Source organism: Actinacidiphila oryziradicis (assembly GCF_005047355.1).
Lineage (GTDB): Bacteria > Actinomycetota > Actinomycetes > Streptomycetales > Streptomycetaceae > Actinacidiphila > Actinacidiphila oryziradicis.
This window is the reverse complement of record NZ_SUMC01000040.1, coordinates 18,464-39,211: the sequence shown is the minus strand read 5'-3', so window position 1 is coordinate 39,211 and position 20,748 is coordinate 18,464. Positions and strand designations below refer to the sequence as shown.

The window sequence follows — 20,748 nt, the reverse complement described above, 5'->3', positions numbered from 1 at the left end:
TGGGCAAGTGAGGTAGAACGATTCATGCCCGAGGGCGCAGCCGCCCCCGACGCGGCGAGCGGCCCGGCGCCGGGGGACTTCTACGGAAGTTCGCGCCCGAGATCCCGACTTTGGCGCGGAGGAACTTCTCCCGCAGATGCAGCCTGGCTCCCTCGGTTCGTTCGGGTGGGGCAGGGGATGGAGATGCGGGACTCATCGGGTGGACCCGGATTCGAGCACCGGGTCCGGGTCCGACAGCGGCCCGCCGACCCTGGCGTCGGCCGCGTCCCAGGCCCGCCGGCCGCCTTGCGGACTGTACCGGCGCAGGTGCTGGGTGTCGGCGACGAGCCGCCGCATCTCCGCCAGGTCGCCGACCAGCCCGTGGGCGCGGGCCTGGACCAGGATGTTGCCGATCGCGGTGGCCTCGGTGGGCCCGGCGACGACCGGCAGGCCGGTGGCGTCGGCGGTCAGCTGGCACAGCAGATCGTTGCGGCTGCCGCCGCCGACCAGGTGGACGTGGGTGATATCGCGCCCGGCGAGTTCCGCGGCCCGGCGCAGCACCCGGCGGTGGGCCAGCGCCAGGCTCTCCAGGATGCAGCGGACGATCGCGCCCTGACTCGTCGGCGGCCGCTGGCCGGTACGCGCGCAGTGGTCGGCGATGGCGGCCGGCATGTCGTCCGGTGCCAGGAACTCCGGGGCGTCCGGGTCGATCAGGGCGGCGAACGGTTCGGCGCGGGCGGCCTCCGCCAGCAGCGGCACCAGGTCGGCGGGCAGCCCGCGCGCCGACCAGCTGCGGCGGCACTCCTCCAGCAGCCACATGCCCATGATGTTGCGCAGGTAGCGGATGGTGCCGTCGATGCCGCGCTCGTTGGTGAAGTTCGCGGCCCGGGCCTCCTCGGTGAGCACCGGCGCGTCCAGTTCGAGGCCGGCCAGCGACCACGTACCGCAGGAGATGTACGCCGACCCCGGCTCGGTGGCGGGCACCGCGACCACGGCGGACGCCGTGTCGTGCGAGGCGACGGTGACGACGGGGGTGGTGGTGGGCAGCCCGGTGAAGGCGGCGACGTGCGGCAGCAGGCTGCCGGCGAAGGCACCCGGTTCCCGCAGCGGGGGCAGCAGGCGCGGGTCGAGCCCGATCAAGGCCGCGATGTCGTGCGACCAGGTGCCGGTGCCTGCATCGAGCAGGCCGGTGGTCGAGGCGTTGGTGATCTCCGCGCCGACGGCCCCGGTCAGCCAGTATGCCAGCAGGTCGGGCACGAGCAACAGCGTCTTGGCGATGCCTAGTTGGGCCCTGTCCTGCGCCGCCGCGAGCTGGAAGACGGTGTTGAACGGCAGGTGCTGCAGACCGGTGACGCTGTAGAGGTACTCGGCTCCGGCCTCGTCGCGCACCCGCTCGGCGAGGTCCTGGGTGCGGTCGTCGCGGTAGTGGTGGGGCAGGCCCAGCAGGGCGCCGTCCGCGTCGAGCAGTCCGTAGTCCACTGCCCAGGTGTCGATGCCGATCGACGCCACCGCCCCGGCCTTGGCCGCTTCGCGCAGGCCGTCGAGGACGCCCTGGTACAGGCCGGGCAGATTCCAGTGCAGCCCGGTGGGCAGCCGGGTCGCGGTGTTGGGGAACCGGTGCAGTTCGGTCAGGTCGAGATTGCCTCGCCCGACCCTGCCGATGATCACCCTGCCGCTGGTCGCGCCGAGGTCCGCCGCGGCGAAGGCGTACGGGAAGGCGGAGGACGTTGCGGTCGTGGTCACGGAGTTTTCCTTGGTCAGCGGACAGAGCGGTCGACGAGGGTGGGACGAGTATGCCGGGAACGGTCGCGTCGCATCGGGGTCCGGATGCGGCGCGACCGCCCCTGGCCGCAGTCGCTCCGGTCCCGGTGCCTCGGGTTCAGCCGAAGTACCGCCCCCATGTCCGGCCGGGCCGTGACCCGGAGCGACTGGTGCCTGCCCGGCGCCGCCCGTGGAAGGCGAAGAAAAGCGCCCGGCAGGAGCTTGCGGAGGCCTCAGCGTAGGAACGCCGCGGCGACCCCCGCGTCGACCGGGATGTGCAGCCCGGTGGTGTGGGTGAGGTCCCCGCCGGTCAGCGCGAACACCGCGTTGGCGACATGCTCGGGCAGCACCTCGCGCTTGAGCAGGGTGCGCTGGGCGTAGAACTCGCCGAGCTTCGCCTCCTCCACCCCGTAGACGGCGGCGCGCTGGGCGCCCCAGCCGGCGGCGAAGATGCCGGAGCCGCGGACCACACCGTCGGGATTGATGCCGTTGACGCGGATACCGTGCTCGCCCAACTCGGCGGCCAGCAACCGCACCTGGTGCGCCTGGTCGGCCTTGGTGGCGGAGTACGCGATGTTGTTGGGGCCGGCGAAGACCGCGTTCTTGGAGGCGATGTAGACGATGTCGCCGCCGAGTTCCTGCTCGATCATCACCCGGGCGGCCTCCCGCGCGACAAGGAACGAGCCGCGGGCCATGATGTCGTGCTGGAGGTCCCAGTCCTTGGCGGTGGTCTCCAGTAGCGGCTTGGAGATCGAGATGCCCGCGTTGTTGACCACCAGGTCCAGGCCGCCGAAGGCGAGCAACGCCTGCGCGAAGGCCGCCGCGATCTGCTCCTCGGAGGTGACGTCGACCGCCACCGCGACCGCCTTGTCCGGGCCGCCCAGTTCCTCGGCGACCGCCACGGCGTTGTCGGCGTTGAGATCGGCGACGACCACGCAGGCGCCCTCGGCGACGAGCCGGTGCGCGATGGCCTTGCCGATGCCGGAACCGGCGCCGGTGACCAGCGCGATCCGGGTGGCCAGCGGCTTGGGCTTCGGCATCCGCCGCAGCTTGGCCTCCTCCAGGTCCCAGTACTCGATCCGGAACTTCTCCGACTCCTGGATCGGCCGGTACGAGGAGACCGCCTCGGCGCCGCGCATCACGTTGATCGCGTTGACGTAGAACTCGCCGGCGACGCGGGCGGTCTGCTTGTCCTTGCCATAGCTGAACATGCCGACGCCCGGGACGAGGATGATCGCCGGGTCGGCGCCGCGCATGGCGGGGGAGTCCTCGGTGGCGTGCCGCTCGTAGTAGGCGGCGTACTCGGCGCGGTACTCCTCGTGCAGGACCCGCAGCCGAGCCGTGGCGTCCTCCAGCGGCGTGCCGGCCGGCAGGTCGAGGACGAGCGGGCGGACCTTGGTGCGCAGGAAGTGGTCCGGGCAGGAGGTGCCGAGCGCCGCGAGCCGGGGGTGCTCGGCGCGGGCCAGGAAGTCCAGCACCTCGGGGGAGTCGGTGAAGTGACCCACCTGCGGGCGGTCCTTGGAGGCGATGCCCCGCAGCGGCGGAGCCAGCAGCGCGGCACGCGCCCGGCGCTCGTCCTCCGGCAGGGGCTCGTAGCCGGCCAGCGGCGGGCCGAAGGGCTCGGCTTTGCCGCGCTGTTCCAGGAACGCCTCGGCGGTGCGGATGATCTGCAGCGAGTTGCGCTCGCACTTGTCCGCGGTGGAGCCCCACGCCGTGATGCCGTGGCCGCCGAGGATGCAGCCGATCGCCTGCGGGTTGGCCCGCTTGACGGCGGCGATGTCCAGGCCGAGCTGGAAGCCGGGGCGCCGCCACGGCACCCACACCACGGCGTCGCCGAAGCACTCCTTGGTCAGCGCCTCGCCGTCGGCCGCGCAGGCCAGCGCGATACCCGAGTCGGGGTGCAGGTGGTCGACGTGCGGGGCGTCCACCAGGCCGTGCATGGCGGTGTCGATGGAGGGTGCGCCGCCGCCCTTGCCGTGCAGGCAGTAGTCGAAGGCGGCGACCATCTCGTCCTCGCGCTCGACGCCCGGGTACACATCGGTCAGCGCCCGCAGCCGGTCCAGCCGCAGCACGGCCAGGCCGGGACCCGTGAGGGTGCCCAGGTCGCCGCCCGATCCCTTGACCCACATCAGCTCGATGTCGGCGCCGGTGACCGGATCGGGCGCGGTGCCCTTGGCGGAGGTGTTGCCGCCGGCGTAGTTGGTGTTGCGCGGGTCGGCGCCCAGCCGGTTGGAGCGCGCGAGCAGCGCGCTGACGACGGGATGGGGGGCGGTGGCCATGTCGGTGTCCTTTGCGGGTCCTGGTGAGCAGCGGCTCTGCGGATACGGATGGTCGAGTGCGGGCCGGGCCGCCGTCAGGTCAGGGATCCGATGGCACGGCCCGCGGTCCGGCCGGAGGTCAGGCGCCCCAGCCGGCCTGTTCGCCGCCGACCCGACCGGCCACGATCTGTTGCTGCCACCGGGAGTCCCGGTAGGCGGCCATGGGGTCGGGGTTGAGTCCCTGCTCCTGGCGGATCTCGGCGAGCAGCGGGCGCACGTCGGTGTTGTAGGCGTCCATCAGTACGGCGTTGGCTGCCAGGACGTCACCGGAGCGCTGGCCGGCGGTCAGGGCGTCGAGGTCGACCAGCAGGGCCTTGGCGGTGGCCTCCTGGACGTTCATCACGGAGCGGATGACGGCGGGGATCTTCGCTTCGATGTTGTGGCACTGGTCGAGCATGAAGGCGACGCCGGTCTCGGCGGCCAGCCCGTTGTTCTTGGCGACCTCGTGCAGGATCCGGAACAGCTGGAACGGGTCCGCGGAGCCCACCATGAGGTCGTCGTCGGCGTAGAAGCGGGAGTTGAAGTCGAAACCGCCGAGCTTCTTCTCCCGCAGCAGGAACGCGACGATGAACTCGATATTGGTGCCCGGAGCGTGGTGGCCGGTGTCGACCACGACCTGCGCCTTGGGGCCGAGCTTGAGGCAGTGCGCGTAACTGGTGCCCCAATCGGGGACGTCGGTGGTGTAGAAGGCCGGCTCGAACAGCTTGTATTCGAGCAGCATCCGCTGGTCGTCGCCGAGCCGCTCGTAGACCGCGGCCAGCGCTTCGGCGAGGCGGTCCTGCCGGGCCCGGATGTCGTCCTGGCCGGGGTAGTTGGTGCCGTCGGAGAACCACAGCTTCAGGTCGCGGGAACCGGTCTGGTCCATGATGTCGACGCATTCCAGCAAGTGGTCGAGCGCCTTGCGGCGGATCGCCGGGTCGGCGTTGGTGACCGAGCCGAGCTTGAAGTCGTCGTCCTGGAAGACGTTGGAGTTGATCGCCCCGAGCGTCAGCCCGTGCTTCTTCGCGTGCGTGCCGAGTTCGGCGAAGTCGTCGACCCGGTCCCACGGAATGTGCAGGGACACCACGGGAGCCACACCGGTCGCTGCCTGCACCTGGGCGGCGTCGTCCAGCTTCTCGTACGGATCACGCGGCACTCCGGCCTGCCGGAACACCTTGAAGCGGGTGCCGGAGTTGCCGTAGCCCCACGAAGGGGTCTCGATTCGCTGGGACTTCAGCGCCGCCTTCACGGCAGACAGGTCTGTCATGACAACCTCTGTGAATCGTTTCATTAACCGGCCTAACCGTAATGCCGCGGATGGCTTCTGTCAATGATTCCTGGAGTGATGAAATGGTTCAGATGCGCCCAGAAGCGTGCGGGATGGCTCCCGGGGCGTACTGCCACCGCCCGTGCCGGGCGGTGCGAGCCCGCTCCCCGGACTTCGTCACGCCCGCTCTGGAGTGCTCTTCGGACCGGGCGGCCGAGCTCCGAAGGGGCGTTGGGCCAGCGGGGCTGCAGTGACCCGAGCGCTGCCGATGCTAGCGGTCCGGCCGTGTGGTGGCCCATCCGATGTCGGGCCGTTATTGAATCGTGTCATACGGCATCGGTGCTGCTCGGCGGTGGCTTCCGGGTTGCTGTGGCGGGATTTTGAGGGCGAGATCGGGGGTGGTTCCCGCTCCTGAGGTGCGGCAGAGCTTGTTCTGGCGGGGCTTGCGTGGCGGCAACGTGATTGAAACATTTCACCGCTATGAATGGTGGCGCGCGCGGAGACGTTGCGAGTGGAGTCGCGACTCGGTCGGACGGGAACGGGTCCGGTGGTCAAGTGAGTTGGGGGCGATATGCGGGGCGGGCGCCGGTCGCTGGAGGGCTGCGGTCGGCGGCGCCCGGGTATTTCCCCAAGCCGGGCGCGGGGTGTGCGTTCTTATGGATTCCTTCGGGGTAACCGCATACTCTTCCCCTCTGATGATGTCCGCGCCGGGATGGCCGAGACGCTTGGCCTGCGCCCTTTCTGAAGCGATTCATTCACCGGAAAATCCGCCTGCCTATGGGTATTGGGGCCTTCGGCGTCGCTTGGTTGCCCCCGTGTGATTGAATAGGTTCAAGCAGGGTCCTGACCACAGCTCAATAGAGCATCGGCCCGAGCACGATGCACCTTGGCTGCGGTAGGTGGGACGGAGCATGGAGTCCATGGTTGGGATCAAAGACGTAGCGCGTCAGGCCGGTGTCTCGGTGGGAACCGTGTCCAACGTGATCAACCGGCCCGAAATGGTGGCGGAAGAGACCAGGACGCGCGTCCAGTCGGTGATCACCAGACTCGGATACGTCCGCAGCGAATCCGCCCGGCAGTTGAGAGCGGGCGCCAGCCGGATCATGGCCCTGCTCGTGCTGGACATGGGCAACCCCTTCTTCGTCGCCGTCGCGAGCGGGGCGGAACGCACCGCCCGGCAGACCGGTCTCCGGGTGATGGTGTGCAATAGCGCGCAGAGCGTGCGGGAGGAGATCGACTACCTCTCGCTCTTCGCCGAACACCGCGTTCGCGGGGTGCTGGTCACCCCCGCCGATCCGACCGGTCGCAGCCTCGACGGGCTGCGCAGCCAGAACATTCCCTTCGTCCTGGTGGACCGCGTCGCCGGGGACACTATGGGGTGCTCGGTCTCGGTGGACGACGTGGTCGGCGGACGGCTCGCGGCGCAGCATCTCATCGCGGCCGGCCATCGCGTGATCGTCTACGTCGGCGGGCCGTCCGACGTGCCGCAGGTCCGCGACCGCCGGGCCGGTGCGCTGTCCGTGCTGGCCGAGGCGGGGCTCCCGCCCGAGGCGCTGATCGACGTGTCCACCGAGCGCCTGGACGTCGCCGCCGGACGCGACGCCGGATCACGCCTCCTCGGACTGTCCCCCCGGCCCAGCGCCGTCTTCTGCGCCAACGACCTCCTGGCGCTCGGCGTCCTCCAGTCGATGTTCGCGGCCCGGATCAGCGTCCCCGACGAGATGGCGATCGTCGGCTACGACGACATCGAGTTCGCCGCGGCCGCCGCCGTACCGCTGACGTCCGTCCGGCAGCCGGCCGTCGCGATGGGCCGCCTGGCCGCCGAAATGCTGGTGGACGAGACCGGCCCCAACGCCGAGGAGCACGAACACCGCCAGGTCGTCCTCCAGCCCGAACTCGTCGTCCGCAGCTCCAGCTTGCGCGCGCGCTGAGGGGGCTTCGCGGAGCGGGGGTGGGCGGCCGGAACCCCGGCGAGCGCTTGGGCCGCTCCCGGCAGGCCTTGGCTCCGGGAAGATCCGCCCATGATCGACACTCGAAGGGGCCGTGCCGCGTAGAACGCCAGCTTCCCTGCGGCCGCAGGAACGCGGCTGGGGGAGACCGTGGGTGCGGTATCGCGACGTCCCTGGCCTGTCGGGGACGGCAAACGCAACCGTCCGTGTGCTCGATCGAGAGCGACTGTCTCCCGGCATGGTGTCTGTCGCGCTGAGCGTGTGGTCCGTCCGTGTCCACGGCACCACACGCCGGCGCCGCAGGACCCCTCAACGGCCGCGATCCGAGCGCCTTCGGGCGGCATCGGCCGATACCGCCGGGCCGCTCATTTCGACTACGCACAGGTAGATTTTTCGGGTCGGACTCTAGACGCCCGCACGATGCAGGACATAGTCTTCGATCGGCCTGATGAAACGATTCAGTTGGGAGGGTTAATGTCTCACTCAGCACGAGGGGACCCCGGCGGCACCTGTTCATCGCAGTGCTCAGCCAGCTGGCTCTGACGGCGCGGAGCCCCGGGCCGCGGTGGATGCGCCCGACCGGCGCCGGCGGCCTGGTCGAGGGGCCGGCAGAGCCTACGGGTGTACTGCAATGGGACGGCTGAAACGTCTGGACCGGACCGGCGGGGCGGACGCCGGCCCACGGGCCGGGAGGACCAGCGCGTACCGCGGGGTCGGCGCAAACAGCGGTCAGGCCCCACTCGGTCCTGGCGCCACATCACGGAAGAGTCGAGAAATTGGTAAGAGCCCTGATCGTCCAGACGGACGTCACTACGAGTTCCGGACGACTCCATGGAGGGGGAGTGGGCACGAGTTGCGAGCCCACCGCGGAAAGGCTTCACACCGAGGCGAGGACCTAGCACGATGAACGATCCCATTGACAAAGACCCGCTGCTCGTACTCGAGAAGGCGACCAAGCGCTTCGGTGCGGTCCGCGCACTGGAGGACGGGTCGGTCACCCTTTACCCGGGTGAGTCGCATGCCCTGCTGGGCGAGAACGGCGCGGGTAAGTCGACTCTCGTGAAGATCCTTGCCGGAGTGCACCAGCCCGACGGCGGTCAGCTGCTGATCGACGGACAACCGGTCGTCCTGTCCGGGCCGGCCGCGTCCCGGGCCGCGGGTGTGTCGATCATTTACCAGGAGCCGACGCTGTTCCCCGACCTCAGCGTCGCGGAGAACATCTTCATGGGCCGCCAGCCCCGCCGGGCGGGCCGCCGTATCGATCGCCCCGCCATGAACAGGGCGGCAGCCGAAGTCTTCGGCCGCCTCGGGGTCCAGCTAGACCCCGAGCGCCAGGCCCGCGGCCTGTCGGTCGCCGACCAGCAGATCGTGGAGATCGCCAAGGCGCTGTCGCTGGACGCCAAGGTGCTGGTGATGGACGAGCCGACCGCCGCGCTCACCTCCGTCGAGGTGGAACGGCTCTTCGAGGTGATGCGCACCCTGCGCAGCCAGGGTGCCGCGGTGCTGTTCATCTCGCACCGGCTGGAAGAGGTGTTCGCCAGCTGCCAGCGCGTCACGATCATGCGCGATGGGCGGTTCGTGAGCACCGCGCCGATCGAGGACGTCACGGTCGACACCATCATCCGGTCGATGGTCGGCCGCGACCTGGAAGCGCTGTTCCCCAAGACGGAGACCAGCCCCGGCGAGGTCGTGCTGGAGGTCGAGAAGCTCACCCGTCAGGGCGTCTTCCACGACATCAGCTTCACCGTGCGCAAGGGCGAGATCGTCAGCCTGGCCGGTCTGGTCGGCGCGGGACGCAGTGAGGTCGCGCGCGCCATCTTCGGCATCGACAAGTGGACGTCCGGAACGGTCCGGGTGGACGGCAACGAACTCCCCAACGGGGACCCGGCCGGCGCCATGGCCGGCGGGGTGGCCCTGGTCCCGGAGGACCGCCGCCAGCAGGGCCTGGTGATGGACATGGGCATCGACCAGAACGTCGCCCTCGCCTCCCTGGTACGGCTGCGCAAGTACGGGCTGATCCGGCGCGGAGCGGAACGGGAACTCGCCTCGACCTGGGCGGACCGTCTCCAGCTGAAGTTCGGCCGGATGAAGAACCCGGTCTCCACCCTCTCCGGCGGCAACCAGCAGAAGGTCGTGCTGGGCAAATGGCTCGCCCGGAGCCCCTCCCTGCTGATCATCGACGAGCCGACCCGGGGGATCGACGTCGGCACCAAAGCCGAGGTGCACCGCATCCTCGACGGGCTCGTCGCCGACGGAATGGCCGTCTTGATGATTTCGTCCGAACTGCCGGAAGTCCTCGGCATGGCCGACCGCGTGCTGGTACTGCACGAGGGCCGGATCACCGCCGAACTGAGCCGGGCCGAGGCCGACGAGGACTCGATCATGCGTGCCGCCACCGGTCTCACGGCGGTGGCGTCATGACCGCACTGGCCACACCGCCCCCCGTGACCGAGCGCGCCGCCCGTGGCGGATCGCTGCTGCGGGCCCGGGAACTGGGCATCGGCGTCGCGATCATCCTGGTGTTCGTCGCCACGACGCTCAACAACCACGCCTTCGCCAATGCGCACAGCATCGAGCAACTGCTCACTGGCGCTTCCCTGATCGCGCTCCTCGGAGTCGGCGAGACGCTGGTCATCGTCACCCGCAACGTCGACCTGTCGGTCGGCTCGGTCGTCGGACTGTCCGCGTACATCGTCGGCGACGTGTTCAAGCACAACCCCGGCTTCCCGGTCCCGCTGGGCTTCCTGCTCGGCATCGCGATCGGCGCCCTGATCGGTTCGGTGAACGGGCTGATCACCACCGTCACCCGGGTACCCAGCCTGGTGGTGACGCTCGCGATGCTCTACATCGTGCGCGGCATCGACGGTGTGATCGTCGACGGCAAGACCATCGACCCGGCGGCGATCCCCAAGTCCTTCACCGAGATCGGGTACATGACCATCCTCGGGGTGCCGTGGCTCGCCATCATCGTGGCGGTCGTCGTGGCGATCGTGGGTTACGCGATGCGCTCCTTCCGGGCCAGCCGCGACCTCTACGCGATCGGCTCGAACCCGGAGGCCGCCGCGCTGGCGGGCATCCCCACCGGGCGACGGGTGTTCACCGCGTTCCTGATCAGCGGTTCGCTGGCCGGCTTCGCCGGGGCGCTGTTCCTGGCGCTGCACGCGCAGATCGACGTCACCGGCGGCAACGGCTACGAGCTGACCGTCGTCTCGGCGGTGGTCGTCGGCGGCGTCGCGATCTTCGGCGGCAGCGGCAGCGTGCTCGGCGCCGCCCTCGGCGCCCTGCTGCTGAACACGATCAACCAGGCGCTGGTCGCCACCAAGATCTCGTCCTTCTGGAATGAGGCGATCGCCGGCGGGCTGCTGCTGGCAGCCATCGCCTTCGACCGCTGGCTGAGCCTGCGGGTCGCACGAAGCCTGCAGTCCGCACAGGGAGCCCACCGTGACACCTGATATCACCACGAAGCCGTCGGCTCCCACGTCCTACCGCGGCACCGACGGCAGCAAGCAGCCCATGTGGCGCGAGCTGGTGCGCTGGGAGAGCGCGCTGGTGTTCGTCCTGATCGCGGTGCTGATCTTCGGCTCCGAACAGTCGGCGAACTTCCTCAACAGCACGAACTTCTTCTACATCGGTCTGAACATGGGCGAGATCGCCATCATGGCGCTCCCCATGACGCTGATCGTGATGACCGGCGAGATCGACCTGTCGGTCGCCTCCATGCTCGGCCTGTCCGGCACCGTGATGGGCTCGCTGTTCAGCGACGGCTGGTCGATCTGGGCGGCGATGGCCGCGGCCTTGGTCGTCGGTGCGGCCGGCGGCGCGCTCAACGGCCTGCTCATCTCCAAGGTGGGACTGCCATCGATCGCGGTGACCATCGGCACGCTGACCCTGTTCCGCGGCATCTCCGAGATCATCCTCGCGCCGCGGACCATCACCGGCTTCCCGACGTCGCTCACCAAGATCGGCGTGATGCCGGTCGGGGGCACCGAAATAGCCTGGTCGGGGCTGATCTTCCTGATCCTGGCCGTCATCTTCGGCGTCGTGCTGCACGCGACCCCGCTGGGACGTTCCATCGTGGCGATCGGCCTGCAGCCCGAGGCGGCACACTTCTCCGGCGTCCGGGTCAACCGGATCAAGTTCGGGCTGTACGTCGTCTCCGGCATCTTCTGCGCCTTTGCCGGCATCCTCTTCACCCTCAAGAACTCCTCGGTCAGCTACGACGCCGGCACCGGACTCGAACTCACCGTGGTGGCCATCGTGCTGCTCGGCGGCGTCTCGATCTTCGGCGGCCGGGGCACCGTCATCGGGGTCGTGCTCGCTGTCATCATCGTGGGCTGCCTGCAGCAGGCCCTGACGCAGATGGGCGTTCAGCCGGAAGTCCAGAACATCGTCACCGGCGTACTGCTGCTGATCAGCGTCGTTGTACCCAACAGCGGCGAAGCAGTCCGCAGGATCAGGGCCCGCGCCCAGCGCGCACGGTGAAGACCGGCCAGCCCCGATCGCTCCTGTTCCCATCCACTCACTCAAGAAAGAAAGTCACGTGACCATTAGCAGAACGGTGCGCCGCAGAGCGACCGCCCTCCTCGCACTCACCGTGGCCGGCCTCACCCTCGCGGCCTGCAGCTCCTCGTCCAACGCCGGGGCCGACCCGACGGGTGCGCCCACCGCGACTGGCGTCAAGAAGGGGCAGACGGTCTACTTCATCCCTAAGGACACCCAGAACCCCTACGAGGTCCTCGCGGACGTCGGCGGCCAGAAGGCCCTCAAGGAGCTCGGCGGCAAGGTCGTCATCAGCAGCGGTACCGCCGACACGGCGGCCGCCCAGATCCCGTCGATCCAGGCCGCGATCCAGGCCCACGCCAACGCCATCGTGATCGCGGGCAACGACCCGTCCGCGCTGTGCCCCTCGCTCAACCAGGCGGCCCAGGCCGGCATCAAGATCGTCGCCTTCGACTCGGACATCTCCTGCGGCACCAGCCCGAGCCACCTGTTCATCAACCAGGCGGACACGGCGTCGGTCGGCACCTCCGAGGTCGACCTGCTGGCCAAGGAGATCAACAGCACCGGACAGATCGCGATCCTGTCGGCCGCCGCCAGCGCGACCAACCAGAACGCCTGGATCGGCTACATGAAGAAGCAGCTGGCGGCCAAGTACCCGAACATGAAGCTCGTCAGCACCGTGTACGGCAATGACGACCCGGCCACCTCGCTGACCGTCCTGCAGGGTCTGCTCTCCGCGTACCCGAACCTCAAGGGCATCATCTCGCCGACCACCGTCGGCATCTCCACCGCGGCGCAGTACCTGTCCACCCACAAGGACGTGGCCTCCAAGGTCACGCTCACCGGGCTCGGCCTGCCGTCGCAGATGAAGTCCTACGTGAAGGACGGCACCGTCAAGTCCTTCGAGCTGTGGAACCCGAGCAACCTGGGTTACCTGGCTGGTTACGCCGCCGCGTCGCTGTCCTCGGGCAGCGCCAGCCTGCAGACCGGGTCCTCCTTCAAGGCGGGCACGCTCGGCAGCTTCAAGGTGATCGGCCCGACGCCCGGCGTCGGTCCGTCGGTCGTGCTCGGCCCGCCGACCGTGTTCGACTCGTCGAACATCGACCAGTTCAACTTCTGATGTCGATCGGTGCCTGGGCCGGTCTCAGGGGGACCGGCCCGGCACCGACAGCACAAAGAGAGCTCGATTGAACCGCTACTGCTTCCTGCTACAGGTCAGGCCCGAGCTGCTGGACGAGTACCGCGAGCGGCACGCGCACGTCTGGCCGGACATGCTGAGCGCGCTGGCCGCCGCAGGCTGGCACAACTACTCGATCTTCGCCCGCCCCGACGGACTGCTCGTCGGGTACGTCGAGGCCGACGACCTGGCCGCCGCGCAGGCGGCGATGGCTCGCACCGAGGTGAACGCCCGCTGGCAGGCCGAGATGAGCCGCTACTTCACCGGTCTGGACGGGCAACCGCCGGACGAGGGATTCCTGCTGCTCCAGCAGATCTTCAACCTCGACGACCAACTGCATGCACTCGGAGAAGGACCCCGCTGATGACCACGACACTCGACTCCTCTCCCCCCTCGCCCGGCCTGGAACGCATTGCGGCCCGGCGGACGAAGGTGGGTCTGGTCTCCGGTGGACTCGGCGCCTACTGGCCCCAGTTCCCGGACCTGCTGCCGCAGCTGCAACGATCCGCCGACCGGGTGGCCGAACGGATGCGGGCACTCGGCTGCGAGGTGGTCGATGTCGGGTTCATCTCGGACGCGGAGGACGGCGCGCGTGCCGCCGAGCAACTGCGCGTGGCCGGCTGCGACATCATCGTCGGATTCCTCACCACGTACATGACCGCCTCGATGCTGGTGCCCATCGCGCAGCGCAGCGGGGCGCCGGTGCTGCTCATCAACCTCCAGCCCACCGAGGTGATGGACCACGCCACCTTCGACACCGGGCAGTGGCTGGCCTACTGCGGCGCCTGCCCGCTGCCGGAGATGGCCAACACGTTCCTGCGCTGCGGGATCGACTTCCGCTCGGTGTCGGGTTACGTCGAGGACGAACGCGCCTGGACCCGGATCGGCCGCTGGATCAAGGCAGCCGGGGTCAGGGGCGCGCTGCGGCACGGCCGGCACGGCCTGATGGGGCACCTTTACCCCGGCATGCTCGACGTGTCGACCGACCTCACCCTGGTCCCCGCCAACTTCGGCGGCCACATGGAGGTCCTGGAGTTCGACGACCTGCGGGTACGGGTCGCCGCCGTCACCGACGCCCAGGTCGAGGAGCGGATCGCGCTGGCCCGCGAGGTCTTCGAGCTCGACCCCACCGTCCAGGAGGAGGACTTCCGCTGGGCCGCGAAGGTGTCGGTCGGCCTCGACCGGCTGGCCGCCGACTTCTCGCTGGACAGCCTCGCCTACTACCACCGCGGCCTGGAGGGCGAGCAGCACGAACGCCTCGGCGCGGGCATGATCCTCGGTTCGTCCCTGCTCACCGCCCGGGGCATCCCCACCACCGGCGAGTACGAGCTGCGCACCTCGCTGGCCATGCTGATCGTCGACCGGCTCGGCGGCGGCGGCTCGTTCACCGAACTGCAGGCCCTCAACTTCCGTGACAACGTCGTGGAGATGGGCCACGACGGCCCGGCGCACCTGGCGATCAGCCAGAAGCGGCCGCTGCTACGCGGCCTGGGTGTCTACCACGGCAAGCGCGGCTGGGGCGTGTCCGTCGAGTTCGACGTGGCGCACGGCCCGGTCACCACGTTCGGGATCGCCCAACTGCGCGACGGCGCCTTCCGGTTCGTGGCGTCCAAGGGCGAGGTCGTCCCCGGGCCGCTGCTGGAGATCGGTAACACCACCTCACGCGTCGACTTCGGCTGCGACCCGGGCGAGTGGACCGACGCCTGGAGCGCGACGGGTATCTCGCACCACTGGGCGCTGGGCGTCGGCGATCTCGTGCCGCAGCTGCGGGCCACCGCGGACCTGCTCGGCGTCGAGCTGGTGGAGGTCGCGGTATGAGACCGGGCCGTTCCACCGCAGCGTCCGTCCGCAGCCGTCAATTCGAACTGGAAAGCAGGTCCTCTCATGACCGGTCGTGAGGCAGCCAAGAGCGTCCTTCGCGCGCAGAAGATCGAGTTGCCGTCGTGGGCGTTCGGCAACTCCGGCACCAGGTTCAAGGTCTTCGCCCAACAGGGCGTGCCCCGCGACCCGTTCGAGAAGATCGCCGACGCGGCACGAGTCCACGCGCACACCGGTGTGGCGCCGAGTATCGCGCTGCACATCCCGTGGGACGCGGTCGACGACTACGCGGTGCTCGGCCGGGCCGCGGCGGACGTCGGCATCAAGCTGGGCACGATCAACGCGAACGTCTTCCAGGACGACGACTACAAGCTCGGCAGCGTCACCAACCCAGACCCGGCGGTCCGCCGCAAGGCGCTCGACCACCTCTTCGCCTGCGTCGACGTCATGGACCGGACCGGCTCGCGCGACTTGAAACTGTGGTTCTCCGACGGCACCAACTACCCTGGGCAGGACGACATCCGGGCCCGGCAGGACCGCCTGGCCGAGGCGCTGAGCGCGGTGTACGAACGGCTCTCGGCCGACCAGCGGCTGATCCTGGAGTACAAGCTGTTCGAGCCGGCCTTCTACACCACCGACGTGCCGGACTGGGGCACCTCGTACGCGCACTGCCTCAAGCTGGGCGAGCGGGCGAAGGTGTGCGTCGACACCGGCCACCACGCGCCGGGCACCAACATCGAGTTCATCGTGGCCTTCCTGCTGCGGGAGGGAAAGCTCGGCGCCTTCGACTTCAACTCCCGCTTCTACGCCGACGACGACCTCATCGTCGGCGCGGCCGACCCCTTCCAGCTGTTCCGCATCCTGTTCGAGGTGGTGAACGCCGGCGGTCTGGCCGCCGACTCCGACATCGCCTTCATGCTCGACCAGTGCCACAACATCGAGCCGAAGATACCCGGCCAGATCCGTTCGGTGATGAACGTCCAGGAGGCCACCGCCAAGGCCCTGCTGGTCGACACCGAGGCACTCGGCGCGGCGCAGGCCGCCGGTGACGTGCTCGGCGCGAATGGCGTCCTGATGGACGCCTACAACACTGACGTCCGTCCGCTGCTGGCCGAACTCCGCGAGGAGATGGGGGTCGACCCCGATCCGATGGGCGCCTACGCCCGGTCGGGATACGCCGAGCAGATCACCGGCGACCGGGTCGGCGGCCGGCAGGCCGGCTGGGGCGCCTGAGCCGCAGCAAGCCCACCGGGCCGTGTCCGGTGCCGGCCTCCGAGCCCAACTCGCGGAGGCCGGTCCGCCCCCGGCCGTTCAGGACTCCGGCCGGCCGGGGGCGCCACGACCGGCCGGACGTACCGGGGCGCAGTCCATCGGGCGACGGGAGGGACCGCATGTTGAAGCCCCGGATCGGCATCAAGGACGTGGCACGGGAGGCCGGTGTCTCGGTCGGCACCGTCTCCAATGTGATCAACCAGCCGGAGATCGTCTCCGAAGTGACCAGGGCCCGGGTGCAGTCGGCGATCGCCCGGCTCGGCTACGTCAGGAGCGAGTACGCCCGGCATCTGCGGGCCGGCGCCAGCCGCCTGGTCGCGCTGCTCGTCCTCGACATGGGCAACCCGTTCTTCGTCGACGTGGCAGGCGGCGCCGAGCGGCCGCCCGGCAGGCCGGCCTCGGTGTGATGGTCTGCAACAGCGCGGAGAGCCAGAGCGAAGAGGCCGAGTACCTCTCGCTGTTCGCCACCCAGCGGGTGCGGGGCGTGCTGGTCACCCCCGCCGATCCGACCGGACGCAGCCTCGACGCGCTCCGCGGGCAGGCGATCCCGTTCGTCCTCGTCGACCGGGTGTCGGCCGACGACGCGGTCTGCTCGGTCTCGGTGGACGACGTGGTGGGCGGACGCCTCGCCGTGCAGCACCTGATCGCGGCCGGGCACCGCTCGATCGTCTACGTGGGCGGGCCCGCCGACTGGCCGCAGGTCAGGGACCGGCGGGCCGGCGCGCTGGCCGCGCTGGACGAAGCCGGGGTGCCGCGGTCCGCGCTCACCGTGATCACGGCCGAGCGGCTGGACGTCTCCGCCGGCCGGGACGCGGGGGCCCGCCTGCTCGGTCTGGTGCCCCGGCCCAGCGCCGTCTTCTGCGCCAACGACCTGCTCGCGCTCGGCGTGCTCCAGGCCGTCTTCCCCGCCCGGCTCCGCGTTCCCGAGGACATGGCGGTCGTCGGCTACGACGACATCGAGTTCGCCGCCGCGGCCGCCGTGCCCCTCACCTCGGTGCGTCAGCCGGCCGCGGCGATGGGCCGGCTGGCCGCGGAGATGCTGCTGGAGGAGACCGCCGACGAGTCGGGCCACCACCAGCACCGGCAGGTGGTGCTCCAGCCCGAACTCGTCGTACGGGGCTCCAGTCTGCGGCCCGCTGACGCCGATTAAGGGCTGTCAGGGCCGCCACTTCCGAGGGCGTCAGCACGACGTCTGCCGCTCCGGCGGCGCCGAGCGCCTGGTTCACCGCGCCGTGCGGCGCCGGCAGCGGCCCGGCGAACGCGCGGGCGGGCAGCCCGGACCTGGTGGGCCCGGACCGGCCGCCCGCGAGCGCCGCTACTTGATGCTGATCTGGGTGCGCAGCGGCAGCTGGGTGGAGGAGGTGCCGACGTAGATGCCGTAGGAGCCTCCTGGCATCGGTCGGGCGCCCTCATGAGGCTCCGAGTGGGGGGTGGACTCCTGCAGCGTTGGCTTCAAAGCTTGAATGCATTCACCAGCAGTAAGGCTGATCTAACGTCCCCGTAACCGGGAGCGTCAAAAGGAGTGGCAGTGACTTCCGTTGGGCCTGCGACGGACTCCGAAACCGCCGAATTTGGTCGCATGACCCCAGATCAGGACCGCAGGTGATCGTCGGGGGCCGAACCCGGAATGTGCGGTGCGCGGGTCGTGAGGTGTCCGGCCGACGTCAAAAGAGGCCAAAGGCCGGGTAGTGGGATTTAACTGAATCGGTTCTATTTCTTGGACGTGGACCGGGAGGCGGACGGTCGCGGTGGCCTCGGGTCAGCCGCGTGCGGGGCCGGAATCCGGCCGACGTTCTCCTGGCCGATGTGGCGAGAGGGTAAGTAACGATTCAAGCCATGGGTGTTCGAGCGGCAAAGGGAGATCGCTGGGCGGTTCAACACTCTGGACGCAGCAGGAAGGCGCTTGTAGTCTCTCCTCGCCAAGTGCTGTTGAATCGTTATAAGCAGCAACGAGCCAGTCGGGAGTCGCACATGCCCAACGTCCCCACCGGAGAAGAGCCCCGCACCCCCGGGGCGCAACGGCGCACCATCCTGAAGGCCGGCCTCGGCGGAGCCGCGATCGCCGCCACCGGCCTCACCCTCGGCACCGCCGGGCCGGCCGCCGCGGATGCCGCCCACCATCCCGCCCCGCCGCGGCACGCGCCGAAGAGCTGGCAGTCGTACGTGCAGGGCCCGTCGAGCCGCACCGTACGCCCCACCGGTGTGCAGCGGACGAGCGGCGCGGTGACCGGCGCGGACGCGCTGCTGAAGCCGGGCGGCGGCGTCACCGTACTGAAGCGGCCGCAGCCGCTGGCGCCGCCGCGCTGGCCGGACGGGACCACCGCCACCGCCTCCTCCGCGCACGCGCCGAACGGCGGTAACAACGGCCAGCCGCGCACCTACGACGCCGCCAACGCCATCGACGGCAACACGGACACCTTCTGGAACGACGACACGATGGCCGCGTACCCGGACACGCTGACCGTCACCACGGCCGGCGCCGTGTCGCTCGCCGGCATCACCCTGCTGTCCAACTCCGACGGTGTGCCCAGCGACTTCACCGTCGAGACCTGGGACGGCAGCGCCTGGCAGCCGGCCGCCACCGTCACCGGCAGCACCTCCGTCCGCAAGGCGGTGCCCTTCGCCAAGACGGTCTCCACCACGCAGGTGCGGATCAACGTCACCGCAGACCAGAACACCCCGCAGGGCGAGTTCACCCGGATCAACGAGGTCTACCCGGGCGTCCTGCCCGACGACGACATCCCGCGGGTCGTGGTGGACTTCGGCAAGGTCGTGGTCGGCTACCCGCACGTCCGCTTCGCCTCGGCGTCCGGTAACAGCCCCGGCGTGCGGCTCGCCTTCTCCGAGACGCTGCAATTCCTCACCGACCGAAGCGACTTCACGCGCGCAGACCAGTCCGGTGTGGCCTCCGGGGGCACCGACCAGTTCGCGGTGCCGGCCGGCGGCGCCGACTGGAAGGACACCAAGGGCTACCAGAGCGGGACCCAGGTCTACGCGGACGGCCTGCACGGCTTCCGCTACCTCCAGATCACCCTGGACGCGCTGGCCACCGACGCCCCGGCTGCGCAGCCGTGGGGCGAAGTGGCCATCGACGCGGTATGGCTGGACTTCACCGCGTACCTCGGCACCCCGGACTCCTACGGCGGCTGGTTCCTGTCCTCCGACGACGAGCTGAACCGCTACTGGTACGGCGCGGCTTACACCAACGAGCTGGTCACCGACACCTTCCGGCCCGACGACATCGACCCGCGCGGCGCCGACTCGCCGACCCTGGACGGCAAGCTGGTCCTCCAGGACGGCGCCAAGCGCGACCGCGACCCGTACGTCGGCGACCTCGCGGTGTCCGCCCGCACCCTCTACCTCACCCACGCCGACGCGGCCGCGGCGGCCCGCAACGTGCTCGCGGACCTCGCCGACCACCAGCGCGCCGACGGCTGGATCCCGCCCGCCTCGATCAACGACTACACGCTGCCGCTGTTCGACTATCCGCTGTGGTGGGTGACGTGCAGCTGGGACTATGTGCTGCACACCGGCGACCATGGTTACGCGGCCCACTACTACCCGCAGCTGACCAAGCTCCTCGACAGCTGGTACCCGTCTGTGACCGACACCGACGGCCTGCTCAGCAAGGGTCTCAACGGCACGTCCGGGTACGGCGACTACGCGTTCCTGGGCCGCAGCGGGCAGATCACGTACTACAACGCCAACTACGTGCAGGCGCTCAACGACGCCGCGAGCATCGCCCGGCTGCTGGGCCACCGCACCGACGCCAACCGGTGGGCCGCCAGAGCCCGTACGGTCGCCGACGCGGTCAACGCCCACCTGTGGGACGCCGACGCGGGCGCCTACCTGGACTCCAGCACCGGCGCGGTCCGGCACGCGCAGGACGGCAACTCCATCGCCATCACGGCCGGCGTGGCCGACGCCACCCGGGCCGCCGCCGCGCTCGCCCACCTGGACGCCACCACCGCGCTGCCGTACGGCAACGCCTTCATGGACAACGACACGATCTTCGACGGGGCCTCGCAGCGCGTGTACGCGTTCACCTCCTACCCGGAGCTGGTCGCGCGTTTCTTGAGCGACCAGGCGGACTCGGCGCTCGACCAGATCCGCCGCACCTACGGGTGGATGGACCGCAACGACCCCGGGACGACGCACTGGGAGGGCATCGGCCCGGACGGCTCGCTGTACGAGGGCGCGTACACGTCGATGGCCCACGGCTGGTCCACCGGTGTGCTGCCCGCGCTGACCAACGAACTGCTGGGCATCCGGGCGGTCTCGCCCGGCTTCGCGGACTGGTCGGTGCAGCCGCGCCCCGGTTCCGTGGAGTGGGCGCGCGGCCAGGTCCCCACCCCGCACGGCCCGATCACGGCCGACTGGCAGCACTCGGGCCACGGTTCCTTCACGCTGACCGTCAAGGCCCCGCACGGCACCAGCGGCACCGTCGCGGTCCCGACCGACGGCCGTGAGGTCACCGTCGAGGTGGACCGCCACCAGGTGTGGAACGGCAAGAAGGGCACGGGCTATCAGGCCGCGTTGCACGGCGGCTACGTGACGCTGGAGGGTCTGGGCTCGGGCACCCACACGGTGACGGTCCGGCCGGCCCGCTGAGCACTGCTTGAGCTGCCGCTGCCGGCCGGTCAGAAGGTCCGACCGGCTGGCAGCGGTTTGTCAACATTGCTCACTCCAGGGCGAGTCAGGCAGCACGACGGCGCCCGGCGGCTGAAG

Annotated in this window: 13 protein-coding genes and 1 pseudogene; 10 read left to right on the top strand and 4 right to left on the bottom strand. The window is 69.9% G+C overall.

Annotated features, from left to right (window positions below):
* Positions 1–192: 192 nt before the first annotated feature.
* The 3 genes from FCI23_RS32270 to rhaI (FCI23_RS32260) all read right to left on the bottom strand — a co-directional run bounded on the left by FCI23_RS32270 (position 193) and on the right by rhaI (FCI23_RS32260) (position 5,304).
* Entirely contained in the window at positions 193–1,722 is a 1,530-nt protein-coding gene (locus tag FCI23_RS32270) for a rhamnulokinase (protein ID WP_136727571.1), read from the bottom strand.
* Positions 1,723–1,973: 251 nt separating this feature from the next.
* The gene (locus FCI23_RS32265; protein ID WP_136727570.1) at positions 1,974–4,019 is read right to left on the bottom strand and encodes a bifunctional aldolase/short-chain dehydrogenase; all 2,046 of its coding nucleotides are present in this window, start codon (positions 4,017–4,019) and stop codon (positions 1,974–1,976) included.
* A 118-nt stretch (positions 4,020–4,137) separates the two neighbouring features.
* A complete protein-coding gene (gene rhaI, locus FCI23_RS32260; protein WP_136727569.1) occupies positions 4,138–5,304 on the bottom strand; it encodes an L-rhamnose isomerase in 1,167 nt (388 codons plus the stop codon).
* 911 nt (positions 5,305–6,215) lie between these two features.
* On the opposite strand from rhaI (FCI23_RS32260), the gene FCI23_RS32255 reads away from it, so the two are divergent.
* The 9 genes and pseudogenes from FCI23_RS32255 to FCI23_RS32215 all read left to right on the top strand — a co-directional run bounded on the left by FCI23_RS32255 (position 6,216) and on the right by FCI23_RS32215 (position 17,170).
* Positions 6,216–7,235, top strand: a complete 1,020-nt coding sequence (locus tag FCI23_RS32255; RefSeq protein WP_136727568.1) for a LacI family DNA-binding transcriptional regulator — start codon at positions 6,216–6,218, stop codon at positions 7,233–7,235.
* Between the two features lie 921 nt (positions 7,236–8,156).
* Positions 8,157–9,674, top strand: a complete 1,518-nt coding sequence (locus FCI23_RS32250; RefSeq protein WP_136727567.1) for a sugar ABC transporter ATP-binding protein — start codon at positions 8,157–8,159, stop codon at positions 9,672–9,674.
* Complete coding sequence (locus FCI23_RS32245) at positions 9,671–10,705, top strand: ABC transporter permease (RefSeq protein ID WP_136727566.1); 1,035 nt, start codon at positions 9,671–9,673, stop codon at positions 10,703–10,705. The genes FCI23_RS32250 and FCI23_RS32245 overlap by 4 nt, the downstream gene beginning before the upstream one ends.
* The gene (locus tag FCI23_RS32240) at positions 10,695–11,735 is read left to right on the top strand and encodes an ABC transporter permease (protein ID WP_211265534.1); all 1,041 of its coding nucleotides are present in this window, start codon (positions 10,695–10,697) and stop codon (positions 11,733–11,735) included. The genes FCI23_RS32245 and FCI23_RS32240 overlap by 11 nt, the downstream gene beginning before the upstream one ends.
* 58 nt (positions 11,736–11,793) lie before the next feature.
* Entirely contained in the window at positions 11,794–12,873 is a 1,080-nt protein-coding gene (locus FCI23_RS32235; RefSeq protein ID WP_246144260.1) for a substrate-binding domain-containing protein, read from the top strand.
* 67 nt (positions 12,874–12,940) lie between these two features.
* Positions 12,941–13,294, top strand: coding sequence for an L-rhamnose mutarotase (locus FCI23_RS32230; RefSeq protein ID WP_136727565.1), 354 nt, complete (start codon positions 12,941–12,943; stop codon positions 13,292–13,294).
* A complete protein-coding gene (locus FCI23_RS32225) occupies positions 13,294–14,748 on the top strand; it encodes an L-fucose/L-arabinose isomerase family protein (RefSeq protein WP_136727564.1) in 1,455 nt (484 codons plus the stop codon). The genes FCI23_RS32230 and FCI23_RS32225 overlap by 1 nt, the downstream gene beginning before the upstream one ends.
* A 66-nt stretch (positions 14,749–14,814) precedes the next feature.
* Positions 14,815–15,981: an L-rhamnose isomerase gene (rhaI, locus tag FCI23_RS32220; protein WP_136727563.1), complete on the top strand. Its 1,167-nt coding sequence runs from the start codon at positions 14,815–14,817 to the stop codon at positions 15,979–15,981.
* A gap of 158 nt (positions 15,982–16,139) precedes the next feature.
* A pseudogene (locus FCI23_RS32215) lies at positions 16,140–17,170 on the top strand (LacI family DNA-binding transcriptional regulator).
* A gap of 165 nt (positions 17,171–17,335) precedes the next feature.
* On the opposite strand, the gene FCI23_RS56880 reads toward FCI23_RS32215, so the two are convergent.
* Entirely contained in the window at positions 17,336–17,476 is a 141-nt protein-coding gene (locus FCI23_RS56880) for a hypothetical protein (protein WP_169317033.1), read from the bottom strand.
* Positions 17,477–17,991: 515 nt separating this feature from the next.
* Here FCI23_RS56880 and FCI23_RS32210 point away from each other — a divergent pair.
* Positions 17,992–20,631, top strand: a complete 2,640-nt coding sequence (locus FCI23_RS32210) for an alpha-L-rhamnosidase-related protein (protein WP_136727562.1) — start codon at positions 17,992–17,994, stop codon at positions 20,629–20,631.
* Positions 20,632–20,748: the final 117 nt, after the last annotated feature.